This window comes from Streptomyces sp. LHD-70 (assembly GCF_031157275.1).
GTDB lineage: Bacteria > Actinomycetota > Actinomycetes > Streptomycetales > Streptomycetaceae > Streptomyces.
Genome location: NZ_JAVIFW010000002.1, coordinates 237,607 through 258,124, shown reverse-complemented (window position 1 = coordinate 258,124; position 20,518 = coordinate 237,607). Strand labels below are relative to the sequence as shown.

Genomic DNA, 20,518 nt, shown 5'->3' with positions numbered 1-20,518 from the left:
CCGGTGAGGTGTTAGGAGGAATCCTAGGGGTCATGGCGGCGTGTCATCGAGCAGTTGCCCGTTTGATCTGGAGAATGACACCCCTTTTGGGTGGCTCATGGCCGGACTGCTTGCCAGCGCGCCGTCCCAACACCCTTGCCGAGCACGGAAGATGGCGTTCCGGTCAGTTTTCGGACGACTTCCCACCCGATCGAGGGGCGCCGATCGTCGCCCCCGCCTTGACGCCGCCCCCGGAGCCACTGCCCGCCTTGCCGTTGCCGCCGGCCGAGGGCACCTCGAAGGACTCAAGAGCCTCCAAGACGTCCTGAACCCGGGAGATTTCGGCGTTGATGTCCTCCCGGCGGCGCACCAGGACGTCCAGCTCGCGCTGCCCCTCCTCGACGAGCCGCGCGGCCTCCGCCGTCGCCTCCGAGGTGAGCCGCTCGGCCTCCCGCACGGCGTCGGCCTTCTTCAGCTCGGCCTCCTTGATGAGCCCCTCCGCCTTCTTCACGGCGGAGATGCGCACCTTGCTCGCCTCCGAATCGGCGTCCGCCCGCAGCTCCTTGGCCTTCTCCTGCGCCTCGGTCAGCTGCTCCTCGGCGGCCTTCACCAGGGCGTCACAACGCTCTCCCGCAGTTTTCATCTGCTCGGCAGACTCGCGCCGCGCCCGCTCGTGCAGCTCCTCGATCTCGCCGGTGATGCGCTCGCGCAGCTCCTCGGCCCGCTCCCGGATCTGGGTCGCGTCCCGGCGGGCGCCGACGAGGAGTTCGTCCGCGTCCGTACGCGCCTTCTCGACCATCGAGTGGCCCTCGGTGCGCGCCTCGGAGACCAGCCGCTCCGCCTCGTTGCGGGCGGCGCCGACCATCGTGTCGGCCTGCGTCTCCGCGTCCGCCGTCGTCTTCAGCGCCTGCTCGCGCGCCTCGGACGTCAGCTTCTCCGCCTCCGCCGTCGACTCCGTGATGAGCTTGTCGACCTGCTCGGCGGCCTCCGTACGACGCTTGTTGGCGTCCGCGCGGGCCTCGTCCCGGGCCTTCTCGGCCTCGGCCCGCGCCTCGGCGCGCAGCCGCTCCGCCTCGGCGGCGGCCTCCGCCTTGACCCGCTCGGCCTCGCTGCGGATCCGCTCCGCGTGCTGCTGCGCCGAGCCGACCGTCTCCGCCGCCTCCGCGCGCAGCCGCTCCGCCTCGCCGCTCGCCTCGGCCAGTGCCCGGTCGGCCTCGCTGCGGGTCTCGGCGCGCAGTTGCTCGGCGGCGGCCTGGCTCTCGGCACGGAGCTGGTCGGCGGCGGCCTGCGTCTCGGACCGCAGCCGCTCCGCCGCGGTCCGCGTCTCCGACTGCAGCCGCTCCGCCGCGGTCCGCGTCTCCGACTGCAGCCGCTCGGCCTCCGAACTCGCCTCACCGATCAGCCGGTCGGCCTGCTCCGCCGCGTCCGTACGAATCCGGTTGGCGTCGTCACGCGCCTGCGCGCGCGTCCGGGACGCGTCCTGCTCGGCCGCGGAGAGCCGCTCGGACGCTTCCGTACGCGCCCGCTGGGCGAGCTCCGTCGACTCCGACTTGAGCCGCTCGGCCTCCGCGAGCGCCTCCGAAACGGTGCGCTCCGCAAGGGACTTGGCGGCCTCGCTCTCCTCCTGGGCCTCGCGCCGCAGCCGCGTCGCGTCCTCGGAGGCGCGCTCCCGCTCCGCGTACGCGTCCGTGCGGACCCGCTCCGCCTCCTCGGTGGCCTCGCCCCGGGTGCGCTCCGCCGCGTGCTCGGCCGCCGAACGCAGCCCCGCGATCTCCTCCTGCGCCTGCTCGTGCAGACCGGCCACGGAGTCCCGCACCTGCTGCGCCGTCAGCTCGGCCGCGGCGACCAGATCGCCGGCCCGCTGGTCCGCCTCCTCGACCAGGCGCTGCGCCTCGGCCTGCGCCTCGTCGACCCGCTTGCGCGCCGCGGCGAGCAGCTCCTCGCTCTGCTCGCGGGCCCGCTCCCGCTCCTGGTCCGCCTCCGTCCGCGCCGAGGACAGCAGCTCCTCGGCCTCCCGGCGGCGCCGCGCGGCCTCCTCCTGGGCGGCCGACAGCGCCTCGGCCGCCTCCGCCGACACCCGCTCCGCGGCGGCCGTGGCCTCCGCGCGCACCCGGTCCGCGGTCTCCTGCGCCTCGGTCTTGAGCCGCTCGGCCTCCGCCGCGGCCTCACTGCGCAGCCGTACGGCGACGGCCTCGCCCTCGGCACGCGACTCGGAGGCCTCCGCGGCGGCCTCGGTGCGCAGCCGCTCGGCCTCCTTCTCGGCCTGCGCCTGCAGCGTGCGGATCCGCTCGGCGGCCTCGGTGCGCAGCCGCTCCGTCTCGTCCGCGGCCTCCCGCCGCAGCCGCTCGGCCTCGGCGCGGGCGTCCTCGAGGGACGCCTCGGCCGCGGTGAGGCGCTCCTCGGCCTCGGTGTGCAGCCGGGTCAACTCCCCGGCGGCCTCGGCCTGTCGGCGCTCGATCGCCGCGTCGGCCTCCTGGCGCAGCTGCCGCGCCGCCTCCTCGGCCTCCGCCTTCGTGGCCTCGGCCTGCTCGCGGGCCTCGTCGCGGTGCCGCTCGGCCTCGGCGCGGGTGCGCTCCAGGGTCTCCTCGCCCTGCTTGCGCAGGGTCGTCGCCCGCTCGATGGCCTCGGTGCGGACCTTCTCGGCGTCCGTGCTCGCGGCGGTACGCAGCTCCTCGGCGTCGCCGCGGGCCTTGGTGAGCAGCTCCTCGGCGGAGGCAGCGGCCTCCTCGATCTTCTGCACCGCCTCGCGCCGGGCCTCGGCGCGGATCCGCTCGCCCTCGGAGACCGCCTCGGCCCGCAACTGCTCGGCCTCGCCGCGCAGCCGGCGCGCCTCCTCCTGCAGCTCGACCGTCTTGGCGCGGTACTCCTTGGTGTCGTCCTTCGCGGCGCCCTTGAGCTCCTCCGCGATGTCGTGCGCCTCGGCCCGCAGCCGGTCCGCCTCGGCCTCGGCCTCGCTGCGGATCCGCTCCGCCTCGTCGCTCGCGGCCTTCGTGGTCCGCTTGGCGTCCTCGGCGGCCTTGTTGAGCGACTCCTCGGCGCTGCGCGCGGCCGCGGCGAGCTGGGAGGCGGTCTCCTCGGCCGTGATCGTACGAGCCTTCTCGGCGGCGTCGGCGATCAGCTTCTCGCCCTCGGCGCGGGCGTCGGCCAGGGCCTGGGCGGCCTCCTCCTTGGCGGCCTCCGACTCCTTGGTCGCCTCGCCGACCAGGCGGGCCACCTGCTCCTTCGCCGTACGCGTGCGCTGCTCGTTGGTGGCCTCCGCGGTGGCCAGCGCCTTCCCCGCGGACTCCTTGGCCTCGGTGACGACCTTCTCCGCCTCGGCCCGCGCCTCGCGCAGCGCCGTCTCGGCCTCGGTCATGCGCTGCTCGGCCGTGCGGTTCAGCTCGGCGGACTGGCGGCGGGCCTGCTCGGCCTCGGTCGCCGTCGTCGAACGCAGCTGCTCCGCGTGGTCGGTGGCCTCCTGGGCCTGCTGCGAGGCGGCGTTCAGCAGGCGCTCGGCCTCGGCGCGGGCCCGGCGCAGGATCGCGTCGGCCTCCGCCCGTCCGGTCTCGGCCGCGCTGGTGAGCCGCTGCCGTGCCTCGGTGGTGAGCCGCTCGGCCTCCGCGCGCGCGGCGGTGAGCGCCTGCTCGGACTCCGTACGGGACTCGTCGACGAGGCGGCGGGCCTGCTGCTCGGAACGGTTGCGCAGCTGCTCGGCCCACGCCACGTTCTCGTTGACGTGCGACTCGACGGTCTGGCGGCGCTCGTTGAGCTCCTGGTCGAGCTGCTGGCGCCGGGAGACGGCCTCGCCGTGCAGCTCGGCCTGCAGGCGGGCCTGCTGCTCGGCGTGCTCCTGGAGGATGCGCTGCGTCTGGGCGCGCGCCTCGCGCAGCTCGCGCTCCGCGTCGGCGCGCAGCTGGTCGGCCTGGATCTGGGCGTTCCGCAGCAACTGCTCGGCCTGGTAACCGAGATCGGCGGTGTCGTAGGCAGGACGGGACGCGAGGCTGCGGCGCGCCTCGTGCAGTTTGGCGCGCAGCACCTCGACCTGGTAGCCGAGATCCTCGGCGTGCTGAACGGCCTTCTCCCGCTCGGTCTTCAGCCGATCCATCTCGGCCTCGAACCGCGAGAGGCTGTCGGTCCGGCCGGTGTCAGCCCGCGAGTTGTCCTGGCGTTCGTAGCCCCGCACTGCGCGGTCCCATCCGTCCCCTGGTCGCAAATTTCTCCGTACGAGCGCCATTCGTCCGCTGAACAACGCCCCCGGGGAATGGTGACAGATCAACGGCGTACGAGGGACTGCCGCCCAGACACAGCCGCCGCTCGATGCCAGTGACCCGAAACCTGGTGTTCCCGACCCCGGACAACGGCCGCCCGGTACGCGCGACGGCCGCCCCCAACCCTACCGGCCCAGGGATGCGGAGGTCAGTGGTCCTGGGAGGGCTCCGCCGCGGAAGTGACCAGTTCGGTGAGGACGCCGTGGCAGTCCTTGGGGTGCAGGAAGGTGATCCGGGATCCCATCGACCCGATCCGCGGCTCCTCGTAGAGGACCCGTACGCCCTTGTCCTTGATCGCGGCGGCGTCGGCGTCGACGTCCGCGGTGCCGAAGGCGATGTGGTGCACGCCCTCGCCGTTCTTGGCCAGCCATGTGGCGACCGTGGAGTCCTCGCGGGTGGGTTCGAGGAGCTGGAGGTAGGAGGCGCCGCCGTCGGACGTCTCGTTGATCTTCAACATGGCCTCGCGTACCCCCTGTTCCTCGTTGACCTCGGTGTGGAAGACCTCGAAGCCGTACGTCGACGTGTAGAACTCGACGGTCTTCTCCAGGTCGTGGCAGGCGATCCCGATGTGGTCGATGCGTGTCAGCATGGCACCAGTGGAGCGTGCCGCCCCTGATCACGCAACGTGCGCGCGATCACACCGAAAGGCCGGTGACCGGGGACGTACTGCTCACTACATTGAGGTAAACCCTCGTTCACTCCTCATCCAAGGGGCCGTGCCTCATGTCCGGAACGAACAGCACGACCTCGGTGATCGTCGCAGGGGCCCGCACGCCCATGGGACGACTCCTTGGTTCCCTCAAGTCCTTCTCCGGAGCCGACCTCGGCGGCTTCGCGATCAAGGCCGCACTCGACCGCGCGGGCCTCGCCGGCGACCAGGTCGAGTACGTGATCATGGGCCAGGTCCTGCAGGCCGGGGCAGGGCAGATCCCGGCGCGGCAGGCCGCGGTCAAGGCGGGCATCCCGATGAACGTCCCGGCGCTCACCATCAACAAGGTGTGCCTCTCCGGGCTCGACGCGATCGCCCTCGCCGACCAGCTCATCCGCGCCGGCGAGTTCGACGTCGTCGTGGCCGGCGGTCAGGAGTCCATGACCAACGCCCCGCACCTGCTCCCCAAGTCCCGCGAGGGGTACAAGTACGGCGCGATCGAGATGCTCGACGCGATGGCGCACGACGGCCTGACCGACTCCTTCGAGGGCGTCGCCATGGGCGAGTCCACGGAGAGGCACAACACCCGCCTCGGCATCGCCCGCCCCGAGCAGGACGAGATCGCCGCGCAGTCCCACCAGCGGGCCGCGGCCGCGCAGAAGAACGGCCTGTTCGAGGCCGAGATCACGCCGGTCGAGATCCCGCAGCGCAAGGGCGAGCCGGTCGTCTTCGCCCAGGACGAGGGCATCCGCGCCGAGACCACCGCCGAGTCCCTCGGCAAGCTCCGGCCCGCCTTCGCCAAGGACGGCACGATCACCGCGGGCACCGCCTCGCAGATCTCCGACGGCGCCGCCGCTGTCGTCGTGATGAGCAAGGCCAAGGCCGAGGAGCTGGGCCTCGACTGGATCGCCGAGATCGGCGCGCACGGCAACGTGGCCGGTCCGGACAACTCCCTGCAGTCGCAGCCGTCCAACGCCATCAAGCACGCCCTGGAGAAGGACGGCCTGAGCGTCGGCGACCTCGACCTGATCGAGATCAACGAGGCCTTCGCCGCCGTCTCCGTGCAGTCAATGAAGGACCTGGGCGTTACCCCGGAAAAGGTGAACGTCAACGGCGGCGCGATCGCCCTCGGCCACCCCATCGGCATGTCCGGCGCCCGGATCGTGCTGCACCTCGCCCTGGAGCTGAAGCGCCGCGGCGGCGGGGTCGGCGCGGCCGCGCTGTGCGGCGGCGGCGGTCAGGGCGACGCGCTCGTCGTCCGGGTCCCGAAGGCCTGACGCGCGCAGTCCGCCGTCCCTGGAGTTCCCAGGCGTACGAACAGAACGGGAGCAGTGATGCAGGACGTCCCCGCCCTGGTGGCTCAGGCGCGTGAGGGCAGGCCGCGGGCCGTGGCCCGGCTGATCTCACTGGTGGAGGGGGCGTCCCCGCAACTGCGCGAGGTGATGGCGGCGCTCGCCCCGCTGGCGGGCGGTGCGTACGTGGTGGGCCTGACCGGCTCGCCCGGCGTCGGCAAGTCCACGTCGACGTCGGCGCTGGTCTCGGCGTACCGGCGGGCCGGGAAGCGGGTCGGCGTGCTCGCCGTCGACCCGTCCTCGCCGTTCTCCGGCGGCGCGCTGCTCGGCGACCGGGTGCGGATGTCCGAGCACGCCTCCGACCCGGGGGTGTACATCCGCTCGATGGCCACGCGCGGGCACCTGGGCGGCCTCGCCTGGGCGGCGCCGCAGGCGATCCGGGTCCTGGACGCGGCGGGTTGCGACGTCGTCCTCGTCGAGACCGTCGGCGTCGGCCAGTCCGAGGTGGAGATCGCCTCGCAGGCCGACACCTCCGTCGTCCTCCTCGCGCCCGGCATGGGCGACGGCATCCAGGCGGCGAAGGCCGGAATCCTGGAGATCGGCGATGTGTACGTGGTGAACAAGGCTGACCGGGACGGTGCGGACGCGACGGCCCGCGAGCTCAACCACATGCTGGGCCTGGGCGAGTCCCGCGGCCCCGGCGACTGGCGCCCGCCGATCGTGAAGACGGTCGCGGCGCGCGGCGAGGGCGTCGACGAGGTCGTCGAGGCCCTGGAGAAGCATCGCGCGTGGATGGAGGAGCGCGGGGTGCTCGCCGAGCGCCGCCGCTCGCGGGCGGCCCACGAGGTGGAGACGATCGCGGTCACGGCCCTGCGCGAACGCATCGCCGACCTGCACGGCGACCGCCGCCTCTCCGCCCTCGCCGAGCGCATCGTCGCGGGCGAGCTCGATCCTTACGCGGCGGCGGACGAGCTGGTGGCGGGGCTTACGTCGGGGTAGGGCCTCAGCTGGTCCGACCCGCGCTGTGGCCCGGTGCACGCCACCGGGCGGAGCCCCAGTTACGGGAAGGGGCGGGCTGGGGAAAGGCTCCTAGTCCTCGTCCGCCGTCTCCGTCTCCGTGGCGAGGACCTTGCCGCTGCCCGCGTCCACGTGGACCGTGTACGTGGTGGTGCCGTTGCCGCGGATGTCGACCTCCCAGGCACGCGTGCCGCCGTCGTCGTCCAGGTCCGCCGAGACCGCCGTGCCCGACTGGGACTTCAGGGCGGCGTCGATGGCCTGCTTGATGGTCAGGTCGCCGGACCGGACCTGGTCGTCGTCACGCTCACCCCGGTCGTCCCGGTCGTCCCGGTCGTCCCGGTCGTCACGGTCGTCACGCTCACCCCGGTCGTCCCGGTCATCGTCCCGGTCGTCGTCCACCGACACCTTCTGCGTGGCCTGCGCCTGCCCCGCCGAGGCCGCATCGTCGTCGCCGTTCGCGAAGGCGACCGCGCTGCCGCCGCCGACCAGGACGGCCGCGGTGAGGGTGGCGATGACGAGCTTGCGCTTCATGGGTAACTCTCCCTGAGATCAGTGGTGTTGGCTGCTGTCGGCCCTGTGCGGTGTCGACGGGAACCAATCTGACCGACCGCACCTGAAGCCACGCTGAAGCCGCCTGAAGCCCTCTTCAGGTTCGGTTCAGGAAGCGTTTGGGACCCTTGGCGCATGCGTTTGTTGATCGTGGAGGACGAGAAGCGGCTCGCCGTGTCCCTGGCCAAGGGCCTCACCGCGGAGGGCTACGCCGTGGACGTCGTCCACGACGGACTGGAGGGCCTGCACCGGGCGGGCGAGGGCGTGTACGACCTGGTCGTCCTGGACATCATGCTGCCCGGCATGAACGGCTACCGCGTCTGCGCCGCCCTGCGCGCCGCCGGACACGAGGTGCCGATCCTGATGCTGACCGCCAAGGACGGCGAGTACGACGAGGCCGAGGGCCTGGACACCGGCGCCGACGACTACCTGACGAAGCCGTTCTCGTACGTCGTCCTCGTCGCCCGGATCAAGGCGCTGCTGCGGCGGCGCGGGAACGCCGGGCCCTCGCCGGTCATCAGGCTCGGCGTGATCGAGGTCGACACGGCCGCCCGCAGGGTCCACCGCGACGGCGCCGAAGTGACGCTCACCGCAAAGGAGTTCGCGGTCCTCGAGCAGCTCGCGACGCGCGCCGGCACGGTCGTGTCCAAGGCCGAGATCCTGGAGCACGTCTGGGACTTCGCGTACGACGGCGACCCGAACATCGTCGAGGTCTACATCAGCGCGCTGCGCCGCAAGCTGGGCGCCCCGCTGATCAAGACGGTGCGCGGCGCCGGCTACCGCCTGGAGTCGCGGTGAGGCGCGTGTTCGGCTCGATCCGGGCCAAGGCCACGCTCGGCGCCACCCTCGTCGTCGCCGTGGCCCTGGTCGCCGCGGGCCTCGCCGTGCTGCTCTCGCTGCGCAGCAACCTGAGCGACCAGGCCGACGCCGAAGCGGACAACGCGGCCCGCCAGGTGGCCTCGCAGATCGCCGCCCGTACGCCGTACCGGGACCTCGACCTGCCGGACGGCGAGGACCATCCGGTGCAGGTCGTCGACAAGGACGACCGCGTCCTCGCGGTCTCCGAGGACCTGGAGGCGATTCAGGGCACCGGCGTGCCCGGGGTGAAGCCGGTGCGGAACCCGGGCGCCCACCGGGACGACGACGAGGACGACGATCCGGAGGTCGGCGAGTTCGGCGAGGTCACCCGGCACAGCACCGGCCGGGCGACCGTCGACGGCGACAAGGCCGCGTACCGCTTCGCCGAGGTCGAGGTGAGCGACGTCCGGGACGAGACGGTCCTGGTCTACGCGGGCGCGCCCCTGGAGGCGCAGGAGAGCGCGGTCGGCACGGCGGCCACGGCGATGCTGATCGGCCTGCCCGCCCTGCTGCTCGTGGTCGGCGGTACGACCTGGCTGGTCACCCGGCGCGCGCTGCGCCCCGTGGAGGGGATCCGCGCCGAGATGGCCGCGATCACGGCCTCGGAGGACCTGTCGCGGCGGGTGCCCGAGCCGGACGCGCACGACGAGGTGGCGCGGCTCGCGCGTACCACCAACGAGACCCTGACGGCCCTGGAGGCGAGCGTGGAGCGGCAGCGGCGGTTCGTCGCGGACGCCTCGCACGAGCTGCGCAGCCCGATCGCCTCGCTCCGCACCCAGCTCGAAGTGGGCGCCGCGCACCCGGAGTTGCTGGACGTGGACGGCGCGGTCGCGGACACCGTACGGCTCCAGCAGCTCGCGGCCGACCTGCTCCTGCTCGCCCGCCTGGACGCGGGGGAGCGGCCGGGGGAGGCGAACCTCGACCTGGCGGCGTTCGTACGCGAGGAGGTCTCGCAGCGCTCCGGCGACCGTCTCCCGGTGGAGGTGGCGGCCGTGGAGGGCGCCGAACTGGCCGGTTCCCGCTCGCAGTTGGGGCGGGTCCTCGGCAACCTCCTGGACAACGCGCAGCGGCACGCGCACTCCCGCATCACGGTGGAGGCACGCGCCGAGGGCACCCGCGCGGTACTCACCGTCGCGGACGACGGGGACGGGGTGCCCGCGGAAGAGCGGGAGCGGATCTTCCAGCGGTTCGTACGGCTCGACGACGCCCGCAGCCGCGACGACGGCGGCGCGGGCCTGGGCCTGGCCATCGCCCGTGACGTGGTCGAGCGCCACGGCGGCCGTCTCACGGTGGGCGAGTCGGCGGCCGGCGGGGCCCTGTTCCGGGTCGAACTCCCGCTGGGCTAGCGGGGGTTGACGTCAGGAAGGGCTGAACCGGGCTGAACCGGGCCGAACCGAGTCAGGGCCTGCCGCGTTCCGTGCGCAGTTGCTCGGCGATCGGGGTGAGGGTGGCCCGCAGCTGCTGCAGGGCCTCCGGGTCCATCATGTCGATGAAGTGCCGGCGCACGGACTCCACGTGGTGCGGCGCGACCTTCTGCATGGTCTCCATGCCCTGGTCGGTCAGGACCGCGTAGAGCCCCCGCCGGTCCGACTCGCAGTTCGCGCGGCGGACGAGGCCGGCGTTCTCCATGCGGGTGATCTGGTGCGAGAGGCGGCTCTTGGACTGCAGCGTGGCCGTCGCGAGGTCGCTCATCCGCATCCGCTGGTCATCGGACTCGGAGAGGTTGACCAGGATCTCGTAGTCGTTCATGGTCAGGCCGAAGGGCTGCAGGTCCCTCTCGAGCTGGTACGTGAGCAGCCTGTTGACCTCCAGATGCGTGCGCCAGGCGCACTGCTCGGCTTCGGTCAGCCAGGGGGTGGCCGTTTCGGTCTCCATGTATCGATTCTACCTAAGAAGTTGAAAAGTAAACGAGTGTTCCCCGATGTGACGGCGCGCACGTCGTGCAGAACTCCGCCGCTCGAACATTTCTGTTCGAAGCCGTCACATTCCGCAGACTACCGCTCACAGCCCGAAGCGACGCTGGAGGTCTCCCAGCTGGCCGGGAAGCCTCGGTGCCCCCTGACCGCCGTGCCCGCCGCCGCCCGGCACCCCGGGCTCCTGCGGCGCAGCCCCGGTCGCCTGCTCGGCCATCAGCGCCTCGGACGACTGCAGCAGCACCGTCCCGGCGCCCACGAACTCGAACTGGTGCTCCTCGCCGGAGACCCCGCCGAGCCCGGTCAGTGCCCGTACGCCGCCCATGATCCCGGTCATGTACCCGTGGTCGTAGTGGTGGCACGGCGAGGGGCAGTCCGCCCAGCCGACCAGGGCCTGCGGGTCCACCCGGATCGGCGGCTCCATGAACACCACCGGGCCGTTGCTCGCCGCCACGAACTTGCCCGTGCCGATGAGCGTCAGGAACCCGGGGACGATGCTCTGCTTCAGCGCGAGAGTTGGCTGAAAAGCGAGGAGATTGCCGGAGCGAATGGTCAGGTTGCCCTCCTCCAGATCGAAGGAGTTGACGTCGAAGGCCCGGTCGGCGAGGAGCATCTTGCCGCTGCCCTCCGCCACGACCCAGTCGCTCGCGTGCAATGGCGAATGGAACGACGTCCGCACGAGCCGGTCCAGGCGGCCGTGCCCGATGCCCTGGAAGTCGATCGACCCGTAGTAGGCGATCATCTTCCCCTTCTGCAGGAACCACTGGCTCCCCTGCAGCTCCACGCAGAAGGTGTACGGGTTGACGTTGTCGTCGCTCGGCAGCGTCATCGGGTCGAGGACCACGGGACCGCTCACAGCTTCTCCTCCGATGCCTGGACGTACACCGAGCCGCTCCCGGACAGCTCCAGCTGGAACGCCTCGCCCGATCCGCGCCCCACCATGTCCCGCCAACCGAGCGCCGTGGACAGCTTGTTGCGTACGTCCCCGTGGTGGGCGACGTACGCCTGCGGGTCGACGTGGACCGGGGTCTGCGGGGTGATCGGGATCTCTATGACGCCTCCGTGCGCCATGACCGCCACCGCGCCGCGACCCTTCAGGGTCGTCGTGAACAGGCCCTGACCGGTGACCTGGCCGCGCACCATGCCCATCACGCCGCCCTGCGAGCCCATGAACATCGTGCCCTGCTCAAGCGTCCCGTCGAAGGCAAGGAGCCGGTCCGCCTCCACGTACAGCGTGTCCCCGGCGAGGTTGATCACCTCGATGTGGTGCCCGCCGTGCCCGAACATCACCGTGCCATTGCCCTCGACGGTCATCAGCGGCGTCGCCTCACCCGCGACCCGGCGCCCCACCATCGACATCACGCCGCCCTGCCCGCCCTGCACATTGGGCGTGAAGGACACCTCGCCCCGGTACGCGAGCATCGCCCCGCGCTGGCTGAACAGCCGCACGCCCGGCGTCACCGTCGCCTCGACCATCTTCGAGTTGACCTCACGGAACGGCATCAGACCTCCCCGCCGACGGTGTTCCGCTCGCTGGGCTGGACGTACACCAGGCCGTCGCCCTCGAAGCGGATCTGGAAGGACTCACCGGAACCCTCGCCCATGAAGGTGCGGAAGTTCACGCCCGACTGGAAGCTCTGGCTCACGTTTCCCTGGTGCGCGATGTAGGCCCCCGGGTCGACGGTCAGCGGGTACTGCGGCGAGACCCGGAGTACCACCGCCGGGCCGTCCGACATGATCGCCGCCTGGCCCGTGCCCTCGATCGTCGTGGTGAACAGGCCGTTGCCCTGCGAGGCGCCGCGCAGGCCGGTGAAGCTGGTGCCGGTGCGCAGGGTGCCGTCGGCGCACAGGACGTTGCTGGACTCCACGTACAAGGTGTCGTTCTGGAGGTGGACCAGGTTGATCTCGCTCGCGCGGTCGGCGAAGAAGCAGGTGCCGTGGCCCTTCACTTCCATCACTGTCATCTGCTCACCGGTGAGGCGGCGCGTGACCATGCCGCGTATGCCCTCACCGCCGCCGGACATCTTCTTGAAGGCCATCCGGCCGTCGTACGCGACCATCGAGCCGTTCTTCGCCTTCACGTTGTCGCCCGTCAGGGAGACGGCGAGCACCTTGCTGCCTTGCAGTCGGAACTGTGCCACGGCCCGACGGTAGTCGACCCGGAATCGGACCCTGATAAAGAGTCGGCAAAGTACGGCTGCCACAATGGGAGCCGAGCTTGTGCGCACGTTCACAAGATGATCTGCCGCACGGCGAACGACCCTTTACCGCATTCGCCCCCCGACGAAGGTGACCCGTGGACCTCAAGACCGCCTCCGCCCTCCGCCGCCTGCGCCTGGTCTCCGCGCCGGAGGCCATCTCCTTCCTGCTGCTGCTCGTCTGCTCGGTGCTCAAGCGCACCACGGAGTTCAACGCGGTGCCGGTGATGGGCGCGATCCACGGCCTCCTGTTCGTCCTGTACGTACTGTTCTGGCTGGACGCCTGGAACCGCACCAAGTGGGACGTCAAGCGGGCCGCGCTCTACTTCGTCCTCTCCGTCCTGCCCACCGGCGGCTTCTTCGCCGAGAAGAAGCTCAAGAGCGAGGCCGAGGCCGCCGTCATCGCCTCCCGCGCCCGCCGCGAAGGCGTGGTCGAGGCGTGATCGTCGCCTTCTCCGTGACCCCGCTCGGAGTCGGTGAGGACGTGGGGGAGTACGTCGCCGACGCCGTCCGCGTCGTCCGCGAGTCCGGCCTGCCGAACCGTACGGACGCGATGTTCACCTCGATCGAGGGTGAGTGGGACGAGGTGATGGACGTCGTGAAGCGAGCCGTCGCCGCCGTCGAGGCGCGCGCCCCGCGAGTCTCGGTCGTCCTCAAGGCGGACATCCGCCCCGGTGTGACGGACGGCATGACGTCGAAGGTCGAGACGGTGGAGCGCCACCTCTCCGACTAGGAGCTGTCCGGCGGATCAGCAGCACCCGGAGAGCCCCCCGCCGGCGGGGGGCTCTCCGGCGTTCCGGCCCCGACCGGGTGGAATCCCCCGGATGCGCCCCGCCCCCGCAGCAGGTCAGATGGATCTCAGACAGATCCCGCGCACCTCACGGAGTCGCACCATGGCAACGGGGCCCACGGGCGGAACCCACACCGACCGCGGGCAGACCGCGGCCGCACCGCCGCCCGATCCGCGCCGCTGGAAGATCCTCGCGGTCATCGGCCTCACTCAGCTCATGGTCGTCCTCGACGCCACCATCGTGAACATCGCCCTGCCCTCCGCGCAGGCCGACCTCGGGTTCTCCGACAGCCGCCGCCAGTGGGTGGTGACCTCGTACGCCATGGCTTTCGGCACCCTCCTGCTGCTCGGCGGGCGGGTGGCCGACCTGTGCGGGCGCCGACGTGCCTTCCTCATCGGCCAGATCGGGTTCGCCGCCGCCTCCGCGCTCGGCGGCGCCGCGGCCACCTTCGAGATCCTGGTGACGGCCCGCGCCCTGCAAGGGGTGTGCGCGGCCCTCCTCGCACCCGCCGCGCTCGCCCTGCTCACGACGACCTTCGCCGGTCCCGAACGCGGCAGGGCGTTCGGCGTGTTCGGGGCCCTCGCCGCCTCGGGGGGCGCGGTGGGCCTGCTCCTGGGCGGCCTGCTCACCGAGCATCTGAGCTGGCGTTCGACGCTCTACGTCAATGTCCTCTTCGCCGCCGTCGCCGTCACCGGCGGTGCACTGCTGCTCAGGCGGCAACGGCCCACCGCCCCGCCCAGGCTCGATCTGCCCGGCACCGCGCTGGCGTCGTCCGGGCTCTTCTGCGTGGTGTACGGCCTCGCGGGGGCCGGCGTCCACGGCTGGACGTCTCCGGACAGCTGGGGCTTCCTCACGGCCGGTGCCGTGCTGATCGCGGCGTTCGTGTGGTGGCAGAGCAGGGCCCGGCACCCGCTGCTGCCGCTGCGCATCGTGCTCGACCGCGTCCGCGGGACGGCGCTGGTGGCGGTGTTCATCACCGGCCTGGGCATGTTCGGGGTCTTCTTGTTCCTCGCGTACTACCTGCAGCACACCCGTGGCTACAGCCCCGCCAGGACCGGCCTCGCCTTCATGCCCATGTCCGGCTGCATCGTGATCAGCGCGGTCGGCAGCGGCACGGGCCTGTTCCGCAGGCTCGATGCCCGTGCGCGCGTCACCGGCGGCATGCTGCTCGCGGCGGTCGGCATGGCGTGGATGACGGGCCTCTCACCGGATCGCCCGTACGTCGTCGACATCGTGCCGGGCCAGGTCGCCACCGGCCTCGGCATGGGCCTGATCACGGCGGCCGCCATGAACCTCGGCACCGCGGGCATCGACCCCCGGGACGCCGGTGTCGGCTCGGCCACGGTCAACGCCATGCGGCAGATCGGAGGATCGGTCGGCACGGCTCTCATGAGTACCCTGGCCGCGGGCTCCGCCGCCGCCCATCTGGCGGGCAGACGGCCCACGCCCGATGTCGTGGCGCGGGCCGTCCTGGGGAGCTATCACACCGTCTTCACGGCGGCGGCGGGAATCTTCGTCGCCGGAGCCGTCCTGACCTTTCTCATGCTGCCCGGCGGCCTGTCCGTGGAGCGCGCCCATGGCGCCCACCGGGGCCGCCGTCCCTCAGGGGCAGCTCGCGACTGAGCTCCGGATCCGCTCGCCCACCCCTGCGTGCTTCACGTTGCACCGGTCGGCTCCCAGGCCTCCGTCGACCACCGCCCAACCGGGGCCGATGGTCAGGACCTCGCCCCCCCGACCCCGGATCACGTCGTTGTGCGGTCCGCCCTGGATGGTCCCGGAGGACTCGACGCCCAGGGACTTGGGCTCGATGATGTCGTTCTCGCTGCCGCCGACGATCCGGCCGCCGAGGTCGACCGCGCTGGTGCGGATGGTGTCGTTGCCGTCGTTGCCGAACACCTGGCCACCGCCGCGCTGGTACGTACCGGGCTGGCCCTGCACGGCGCCCGTGGTGATCTCGTCGTCGCCGTGGTCGCCGTGGACGGTGGCGCCGTGCTCGGCCGTCCCCACGACCAACGCGGTGATGATGGTGTCGTCGCCACCGCCGCCGCGGACCATGGAGTCGGCGTTGCGGGGATAGAGGTTGTTGACCTGGATGGTGTCGTCGCCCTCGCCACCCAGGACCGACGCGTCGACGACCAGGCCCTTGACCCGGATCTTGTCCCCGCCGCCGCCTCCCCAGAGGATGACGTTCTGCACGTCCCCCTCGCACAGGATCGTGTCGCTGCCCGGCGTTCCTGTCACCTTCTCTCCGGGCGGGGCCTCTTCACCGTTGACGGTGCACCAGTGGGCCGGCAGAGGGGCCTTGGCGGGGGCCGGCGCCATGGCCACCGAGGCCACGACGAGAACTGAGGTGGGCAGGACACGCATGGCGGTGCGCAGCGTGCGCCGAGTGCGCAGCATGGAATCTCCCGAGCATGAGGGCGGAGTGAAGTGGGGGTGTCCTGGCGGTCAGGACAGGTCGTGACGCAGCGGAGTGAGCTGCTCGATGTCGTAGCGGGCCCGCAGTTCCTGGATCGCCGCGGGGTCCGGTGACGTGCCGGAGTCGAGCAGGGCGAGGAGCTCCTCGAAGTACCGCTCGTGATCCGGTGGCGGTGAGGCCTGGAAGAACATTCTGGCCGGTTCGCCCGTGGGATTGGCGAAGGCGTGCGGGCAGCCGGGCGGAACAACGATGACGGTTCCGGGGGTCGCACGGACGACCCGGCGGCCGTCGAGTGCCTGCCAGTGCCGCCAGTCGTCCCCCGTGCGGACGCGGGGCTCGAACGCCATCACGTCGAGTTCGCCTTCGAGGACGTAGAAGAGTTCCTCGCTGCGCGTGTGCTTGTGGGCCCCGACGTCGAAGCCGGGCGGTACGACGACCTCGAAGCTCGAGCTCACCTGGGAGTGCTCCCCGGTGACCTTGAAGGTGACCTGCTGGGCGGGAGTGATCAGGGTCCGGCCCTGGCCGGGCGGCACGAGGAGTCCCGAACGGGCGAGGTGTGCGGTCATGACCAGGTCACCGGGAGCCCTTCGGGCCCCCGGATGAGCGCTCCGGGGCGCCAGCGCAGTTCGTTCGGAGGGACGGCGAACCGCAGCTCCGGGAACCGGTCGAGCAGCGCATCCACGAGCAGTTCGGACTCCAGGCGGGCCAGCACGGCTCCGGGGCAGTAGTGGGGGCCGTACCCGAAGGAGACGTGCGGGTTGGGGCTGCGGTCGAGCCGCAGCTCGTCGGGGTCGGGGAAGACCTCCGCGTCGCGGTTGGCGGCGAGATAGGAGACGTAGACAGCTTCGCCCGCGCGGATGAGATGGCCGGCGACGGTGACGTCTTCGAGGGCGATCCGGGAGAGGCCGACGGCGTTGCGGTGCGGGATGTAGCGCAGGAGTTCGTTGAGCGCCGAGGGCCGCAACTCGGGTTCGCTGCGCAGCCGCTCAAGGAGGTCCGGCCGGGTGAGCAGGATGTAGACCATGTTGCCCACGTTGTTGGTGACCGCCTCGCCGCCGATCTGGATGAGCAGGGCGAGGCCGGTCGCTTCCTCCTCGGTGACCTCTCCGGCTGCGACGGCCTTGACGAGGAGCCCGAGGACTGTGTCACCGCCCGTTCCGCCTCCCTCGCGCAGACGTTCGCCGAGGTAGGCCAACATGTCCGCCTTGGCCTGCTCGCTGCGCCGGGCGCCGTGGGCCGAGGAGAGGATCAGGGTGGTCCATTCGTGCACCTTGGAGCGGTCGGCCTCCGGAACGCCCATCAACTCGCACACGACGGCGAGAGGGAACGGCGCGAGCAGGCGCTCCGTCAGGTCCACCGGCGGTCCGTCGCGCAGGATGCCGTCGACGAGTCCGTCGAGGAGTTCCTGTGCCCGCGTACGAAGGCGCTCCACACCGCCTGTGGTGAACGCCCCGGCGACGGCGCGACGCAGCCGCGTGTGGTCGGGCGGGTCCTCGAAGCCGACTGCGCCGGGGACGGGGATGAAGTGGGGGGCCAGGCGGGTGACATCGTTCTCGACGACCAGCTTGCGGCTGAAGCGGGGGTCGTTGGTGACCATCCGCACGTCGTCGTACCGGCAGAGGAGCCAGGCCCACCCGCTTCCGTTGGGGAGTTTGATGCGGGTCACCGGTCCTGCCTGCATCAGCCCGGAGAGGACGGGGTCGAAGTCGACCCCGTCCAGGTTCAGGGCCGGCCAGTGGGTGATGGGTGGCTGCGCCGTGTCGGGGCCGTCCCTCAGCATTGTTTCGATTCCTCCGTGACGCGGTCTCGCCCAGTGGTCTCGCCTAGGTGGCCTCTCGTCCCGTGCTCCAGTTGCCCAGTGCGATCTCGGCGGTGATGCCCGGGCCGAACCCTGCAAGGAGGCCTCGCGCGGTGTCGCGGGTGCCGTTCTCCTCGAAGAGCCGGCGCAACGCGTCCAGGACGACGGCGCTCGCGATGTTGCCGTACTCGGTCAGTGTGGCCCTGCTGAAACGGAATGCTTCGGATGCCACACCGAGGTACTTGCTGAGGTCGTCGAGGATCCGTGGGCCACCGGCATGGATGATGTAGAAATCCAACGCGGTGGCGTCCCAACCGTGTGCCCTGGCCATCTGCTTCAGCACCGGAGCGAGCGGTTCCATGGTGCCGGGAACCCGCCGGTCGAGCCTGAAGTGGAACCCGGTCGCCTTGACCGCGTACGAGATCCATTCCTCCGTCTGGGGAATGATGTACGAGCCGTTGCGCCGCAGTTCGATGCCGGTGCCACCGCGGCCCCGGACGGCTGCGGCGGCCACGCCGTCCCCGAACAGGCCGTTCGAGAGGAGGTTTCCCACCTCCAGGTCGCTCGGCTGATAGCACAGGGAGCAGAACTCACAGGCGACGATCAGCGCGTTCGCCTCCGGGTATGCCGTGCAGAAGTCGTGCGCACGGTTCACCGCTGCCCCACCGGCCGCGCACCCCAACTGGGCGATGGGCAGCTGCCTGGTGTCGGTGCGGAAGCCCATCGTGTTGATCATCCACGCGGTGAGGGACGGCATCATGAAGCCGGTGCAGGACACGTAGACGATCAGGTCGATGTCCGTCGGGCGCAGTTCCGCGTCGGCCAGCGCCTGACGTACCACCTTCGGTACGCGGGCCTTGGCCTCGGCTTCGTAGACGGCGTTGCGCTGTTCGAAGCCGGGGTGCGTGAGGGTCTCCTCGATGGGCCGCACGATGTGCCGCTTCGCGACACCGGTGTTCTCGATCAACCGCAGGGCCAGGTCGAGCTGCGGATGGTCCGGATGCACGGACCGGGCCAGGTCGAGGGTCTGCTCCATGGTGATCACATGTTCGGGCACGGACACCGTTGGTCTGCACAGAGTCGCCACGGCGGCTCTCCTTTCCTGTTCGGACAAAGCCTCACGGACCCATCCGCATTGCGCGCGCGGGATCGATCCGCCGGGTTGACGGGGCCAATCCGGTGACGCTGGGCGGCGCGGGCGGCGGATCGAGCGACGGGCGGGAAGGCATGTCGCAGCCTGCGTCCCGCGGAAACGACCGCTGGGAGCGGCAACGAACTCGACACCAAGGCAGGGAGATGCAGCATGACGTCAGAGCCGCGCGCGGCCTTCGGCCTCGAGACGGAATCGGCTTCGGACGAGGCGGTCCACTGCTGGAGTCTCGACGACCTTGAGGGCCTCGAGTTCGACCCCTTCCTGCGCGACCGGCTGCGGGACGAGCGGGCCACTCGGGTCCAGTTGCCGTTCGGCGAGGGCAGCGCCTGGCTCATGGCGCGCTACGCCGACGTCAAGGCGGCGACGACCGACCCGCGCTTCAGCAGGGCGGAGTTGGTCGGGCGTACGGTCACCAGTTCCTCGCCGCACGCGATCGCCTCCCAGCAGGCGTCCCTCAACTACGCCGACCCGCCACGACTGAACGACATGCGCCGCGTCGTGGCGCGGGCGTTCACCGGCAAGAGCATGCAGAAGCTCAGGCCCGCCGCGCAGCGCACCGCCGACAGCCTCCTCGACGCGATGGAGCGGCACGGCTCACCGGCGGACCTCGTGGAGCACCTGCACGGCCCCTTCCCGCTCGCGGCCGTCGCCGACCTCCTCGGGATGGACCAGGACATGCGCGAGGGCATGACGTCCTGGGCGAACCTGATCATGACTCCCGGTCCGGCCCCGGAGCAGAGCAGCGACGCCAGGACGACCGTTCGCGAATGCGTCGTCGATCTGCTCGCCCGGCGTCGCGAGGAGCCGTGCGACGACCTGGCCGGAGTCCTCGCCGCGGCGTCCGACGCCGGTGAGATCACGGAGCCGGAGGCCATCTCCCTGGCCACCGCCATCCTCGTGAGCGGTGCGCACGCCGTACGCAACAACAGCGCCAACATGGTGTATGCCCTGCTCACCCATCCTCGGCAACTGGAGCGGCTGCGCGCCGAGCCGGACATGATTCCGCAGGCCGTCGACGAGCTGCTGCGCTACATCCCGCACCGCAGCGGAGTGGGCCTGCCGCGGATCGCCACGCAGGACCTCGAGATCGCCGGTGTCGTGGTCCGGGCCGGCGAGGCGGTCTACTCGTCGTACCTCGCAGCCAATCGCGACCCCGAGGCTTTCCCGGACCCCGACGCACTGGACTTCGACCGGGGGCCCATCGCCCACATGGCCTTCGGGAACGGACCCCACCACTGCGTGGGCTCGATGCTGGCCCGGATGGAATCCGAGATCATCATCGCCACCCTGCTCGACCGCTACCCCGCACTCGCGCTTGCCGTGCCGCCCGAGCGGATCGAGTGGCAGACGGGAGGTCTGATCCGCGGTCCCAAGGCGCTGCCGGTGTCCTGGTGATACACCGTCACATGATCAAGGTCGTCAAAGGCAGCCCGAACCACTTGGAACTGGCTGCCTTCACGGCTGTCTTCATTGCGCTGGCGCGTGGTTCCCACGCGCTGCGCGACCCGCGCCCACGTTCCCGTCGCGCCGGGTGGGACCACCAATCGCCGCATCTCCCGGCGCACTCCTGGCGTGCCCGCGCGGCGTCCCCTCGTCGCTGACTCCCCGACAGCAACGGCGCTCCGCTCCGCAACCCCGGTCATAGGGCTCGCCTC

The 20,518-nt window shown here is 71.4% G+C and carries 20 protein-coding genes; 9 read left to right on the top strand and 11 right to left on the bottom strand.

What is annotated here, in order from left to right; translation table 11 throughout:
* Positions 1-163: 163 nt before the first annotated feature.
* Together scy and mce are read right to left on the bottom strand one after the other, a co-directional pair.
* A complete protein-coding gene (scy, locus tag RCO28_RS06100; RefSeq protein WP_308939926.1) occupies positions 164-4,141 on the bottom strand; it encodes a polarized growth protein Scy in 3,978 nt (1,325 codons plus the stop codon).
* Positions 4,142-4,374: 233 nt separating this feature from the next.
* Positions 4,375-4,815 (bottom strand): methylmalonyl-CoA epimerase, encoded by a 441-nt coding sequence (mce, locus tag RCO28_RS06095; RefSeq protein ID WP_308939925.1) that lies wholly within the window; start codon positions 4,813-4,815, stop codon positions 4,375-4,377.
* A gap of 134 nt (positions 4,816-4,949) precedes the next feature.
* On the opposite strand from mce, the gene RCO28_RS06090 reads away from it, so the two are divergent.
* Positions 4,950-6,152, top strand: coding sequence for an acetyl-CoA C-acetyltransferase (locus tag RCO28_RS06090; protein WP_308939924.1), 1,203 nt, complete (start codon positions 4,950-4,952; stop codon positions 6,150-6,152).
* Positions 6,153-6,209: 57 nt separating this feature from the next.
* Positions 6,210-7,166 (top strand): methylmalonyl Co-A mutase-associated GTPase MeaB, encoded by a 957-nt coding sequence (gene meaB, locus RCO28_RS06085; protein ID WP_308939923.1) that lies wholly within the window; start codon positions 6,210-6,212, stop codon positions 7,164-7,166.
* A 90-nt stretch (positions 7,167-7,256) separates the two neighbouring features.
* Here meaB and RCO28_RS06080 read toward each other — a convergent pair whose 3' ends face one another.
* A complete protein-coding gene (locus tag RCO28_RS06080) occupies positions 7,257-7,715 on the bottom strand; it encodes a PepSY domain-containing protein (RefSeq protein WP_308939922.1) in 459 nt (152 codons plus the stop codon).
* A gap of 153 nt (positions 7,716-7,868) precedes the next feature.
* On the opposite strand from RCO28_RS06080, the gene RCO28_RS06075 reads away from it, so the two are divergent.
* Complete coding sequence (locus tag RCO28_RS06075; RefSeq protein ID WP_308939921.1) at positions 7,869-8,531, top strand: response regulator transcription factor; 663 nt, start codon at positions 7,869-7,871, stop codon at positions 8,529-8,531.
* The gene (locus RCO28_RS06070; RefSeq protein WP_308939920.1) at positions 8,528-9,937 is read left to right on the top strand and encodes a HAMP domain-containing sensor histidine kinase; all 1,410 of its coding nucleotides are present in this window, start codon (positions 8,528-8,530) and stop codon (positions 9,935-9,937) included. Before RCO28_RS06075 ends, RCO28_RS06070 begins: the two co-directional genes overlap by 4 nt.
* Positions 9,938-9,989: 52 nt before the next feature.
* Here the strand turns inward: RCO28_RS06070 and RCO28_RS06065 are convergent, their stop codons facing one another.
* From RCO28_RS06065 to RCO28_RS06050, 4 genes are all read right to left on the bottom strand, one after another.
* Positions 9,990-10,466 carry a MarR family transcriptional regulator gene (locus RCO28_RS06065; protein ID WP_308939919.1) on the bottom strand — a complete coding sequence of 159 codons (477 nt, stop codon included), beginning with the start codon at positions 10,464-10,466 and terminating at the stop codon, positions 9,990-9,992.
* A 126-nt stretch (positions 10,467-10,592) separates the two neighbouring features.
* Positions 10,593-11,360 carry an AIM24 family protein gene (locus RCO28_RS06060; RefSeq protein ID WP_308939918.1) on the bottom strand — a complete coding sequence of 256 codons (768 nt, stop codon included), beginning with the start codon at positions 11,358-11,360 and terminating at the stop codon, positions 10,593-10,595.
* Positions 11,357-12,007 carry an AIM24 family protein gene (locus tag RCO28_RS06055; protein ID WP_308939917.1) on the bottom strand — a complete coding sequence of 217 codons (651 nt, stop codon included), beginning with the start codon at positions 12,005-12,007 and terminating at the stop codon, positions 11,357-11,359. The genes RCO28_RS06060 and RCO28_RS06055 overlap by 4 nt, the downstream gene beginning before the upstream one ends.
* On the bottom strand, positions 12,007-12,645 hold the full coding sequence (locus tag RCO28_RS06050) for an AIM24 family protein (RefSeq protein WP_308939916.1): 639 nt from the start codon (positions 12,643-12,645) through the stop codon (positions 12,007-12,009). Before RCO28_RS06050 ends, RCO28_RS06055 begins: the two co-directional genes overlap by 1 nt.
* Positions 12,646-12,800: 155 nt before the next feature.
* On the opposite strand from RCO28_RS06050, the gene RCO28_RS06045 reads away from it, so the two are divergent.
* The 3 genes from RCO28_RS06045 (at position 12,801) to RCO28_RS06035 (ending at position 15,116) form a co-directional block, all read left to right on the top strand.
* Positions 12,801-13,145: a DUF3817 domain-containing protein gene (locus RCO28_RS06045; RefSeq protein ID WP_308939915.1), complete on the top strand. Its 345-nt coding sequence runs from the start codon at positions 12,801-12,803 to the stop codon at positions 13,143-13,145.
* Entirely contained in the window at positions 13,142-13,435 is a 294-nt protein-coding gene (locus RCO28_RS06040; protein WP_161693979.1) for an MTH1187 family thiamine-binding protein, read from the top strand. The genes RCO28_RS06045 and RCO28_RS06040 overlap by 4 nt, the downstream gene beginning before the upstream one ends.
* 160 nt (positions 13,436-13,595) lie before the next feature.
* A complete protein-coding gene (locus RCO28_RS06035; RefSeq protein WP_308939914.1) occupies positions 13,596-15,116 on the top strand; it encodes a DHA2 family efflux MFS transporter permease subunit in 1,521 nt (506 codons plus the stop codon).
* Here the strand turns inward: RCO28_RS06035 and RCO28_RS06030 are convergent.
* From RCO28_RS06030 to RCO28_RS06015, 4 genes are read right to left on the bottom strand one after another with little or no spacing between them, the layout of a single operon-like run.
* Positions 15,096-15,893, bottom strand: coding sequence for a hypothetical protein (locus tag RCO28_RS06030; protein WP_308939913.1), 798 nt, complete (start codon positions 15,891-15,893; stop codon positions 15,096-15,098). The genes RCO28_RS06035 and RCO28_RS06030 overlap by 21 nt on opposite strands.
* A gap of 48 nt (positions 15,894-15,941) precedes the next feature.
* Entirely contained in the window at positions 15,942-16,478 is a 537-nt protein-coding gene (locus tag RCO28_RS06025) for a cupin domain-containing protein (RefSeq protein WP_308939912.1), read from the bottom strand.
* On the bottom strand, positions 16,475-17,692 hold the full coding sequence (locus tag RCO28_RS06020; protein ID WP_308939911.1) for a cytochrome P450: 1,218 nt from the start codon (positions 17,690-17,692) through the stop codon (positions 16,475-16,477). Before RCO28_RS06020 ends, RCO28_RS06025 begins: the two co-directional genes overlap by 4 nt.
* A 43-nt stretch (positions 17,693-17,735) precedes the next feature.
* Positions 17,736-18,824: a type III polyketide synthase gene (locus tag RCO28_RS06015; protein WP_308939910.1), complete on the bottom strand. Its 1,089-nt coding sequence runs from the start codon at positions 18,822-18,824 to the stop codon at positions 17,736-17,738.
* Positions 18,825-19,013: 189 nt separating this feature from the next.
* Here RCO28_RS06015 and RCO28_RS06010 point away from each other — a divergent pair, with 189 nt between their 5' ends.
* Positions 19,014-20,258, top strand: coding sequence for a cytochrome P450 (locus RCO28_RS06010; protein ID WP_308939909.1), 1,245 nt, complete (start codon positions 19,014-19,016; stop codon positions 20,256-20,258).
* Between the two features lie 11 nt (positions 20,259-20,269).
* Positions 20,270-20,464 carry an acyl-CoA carboxylase subunit epsilon gene (locus RCO28_RS39305; protein WP_374991101.1) on the top strand — a complete coding sequence of 65 codons (195 nt, stop codon included), beginning with the start codon at positions 20,270-20,272 and terminating at the stop codon, positions 20,462-20,464.
* Positions 20,465-20,518: the final 54 nt, after the last annotated feature.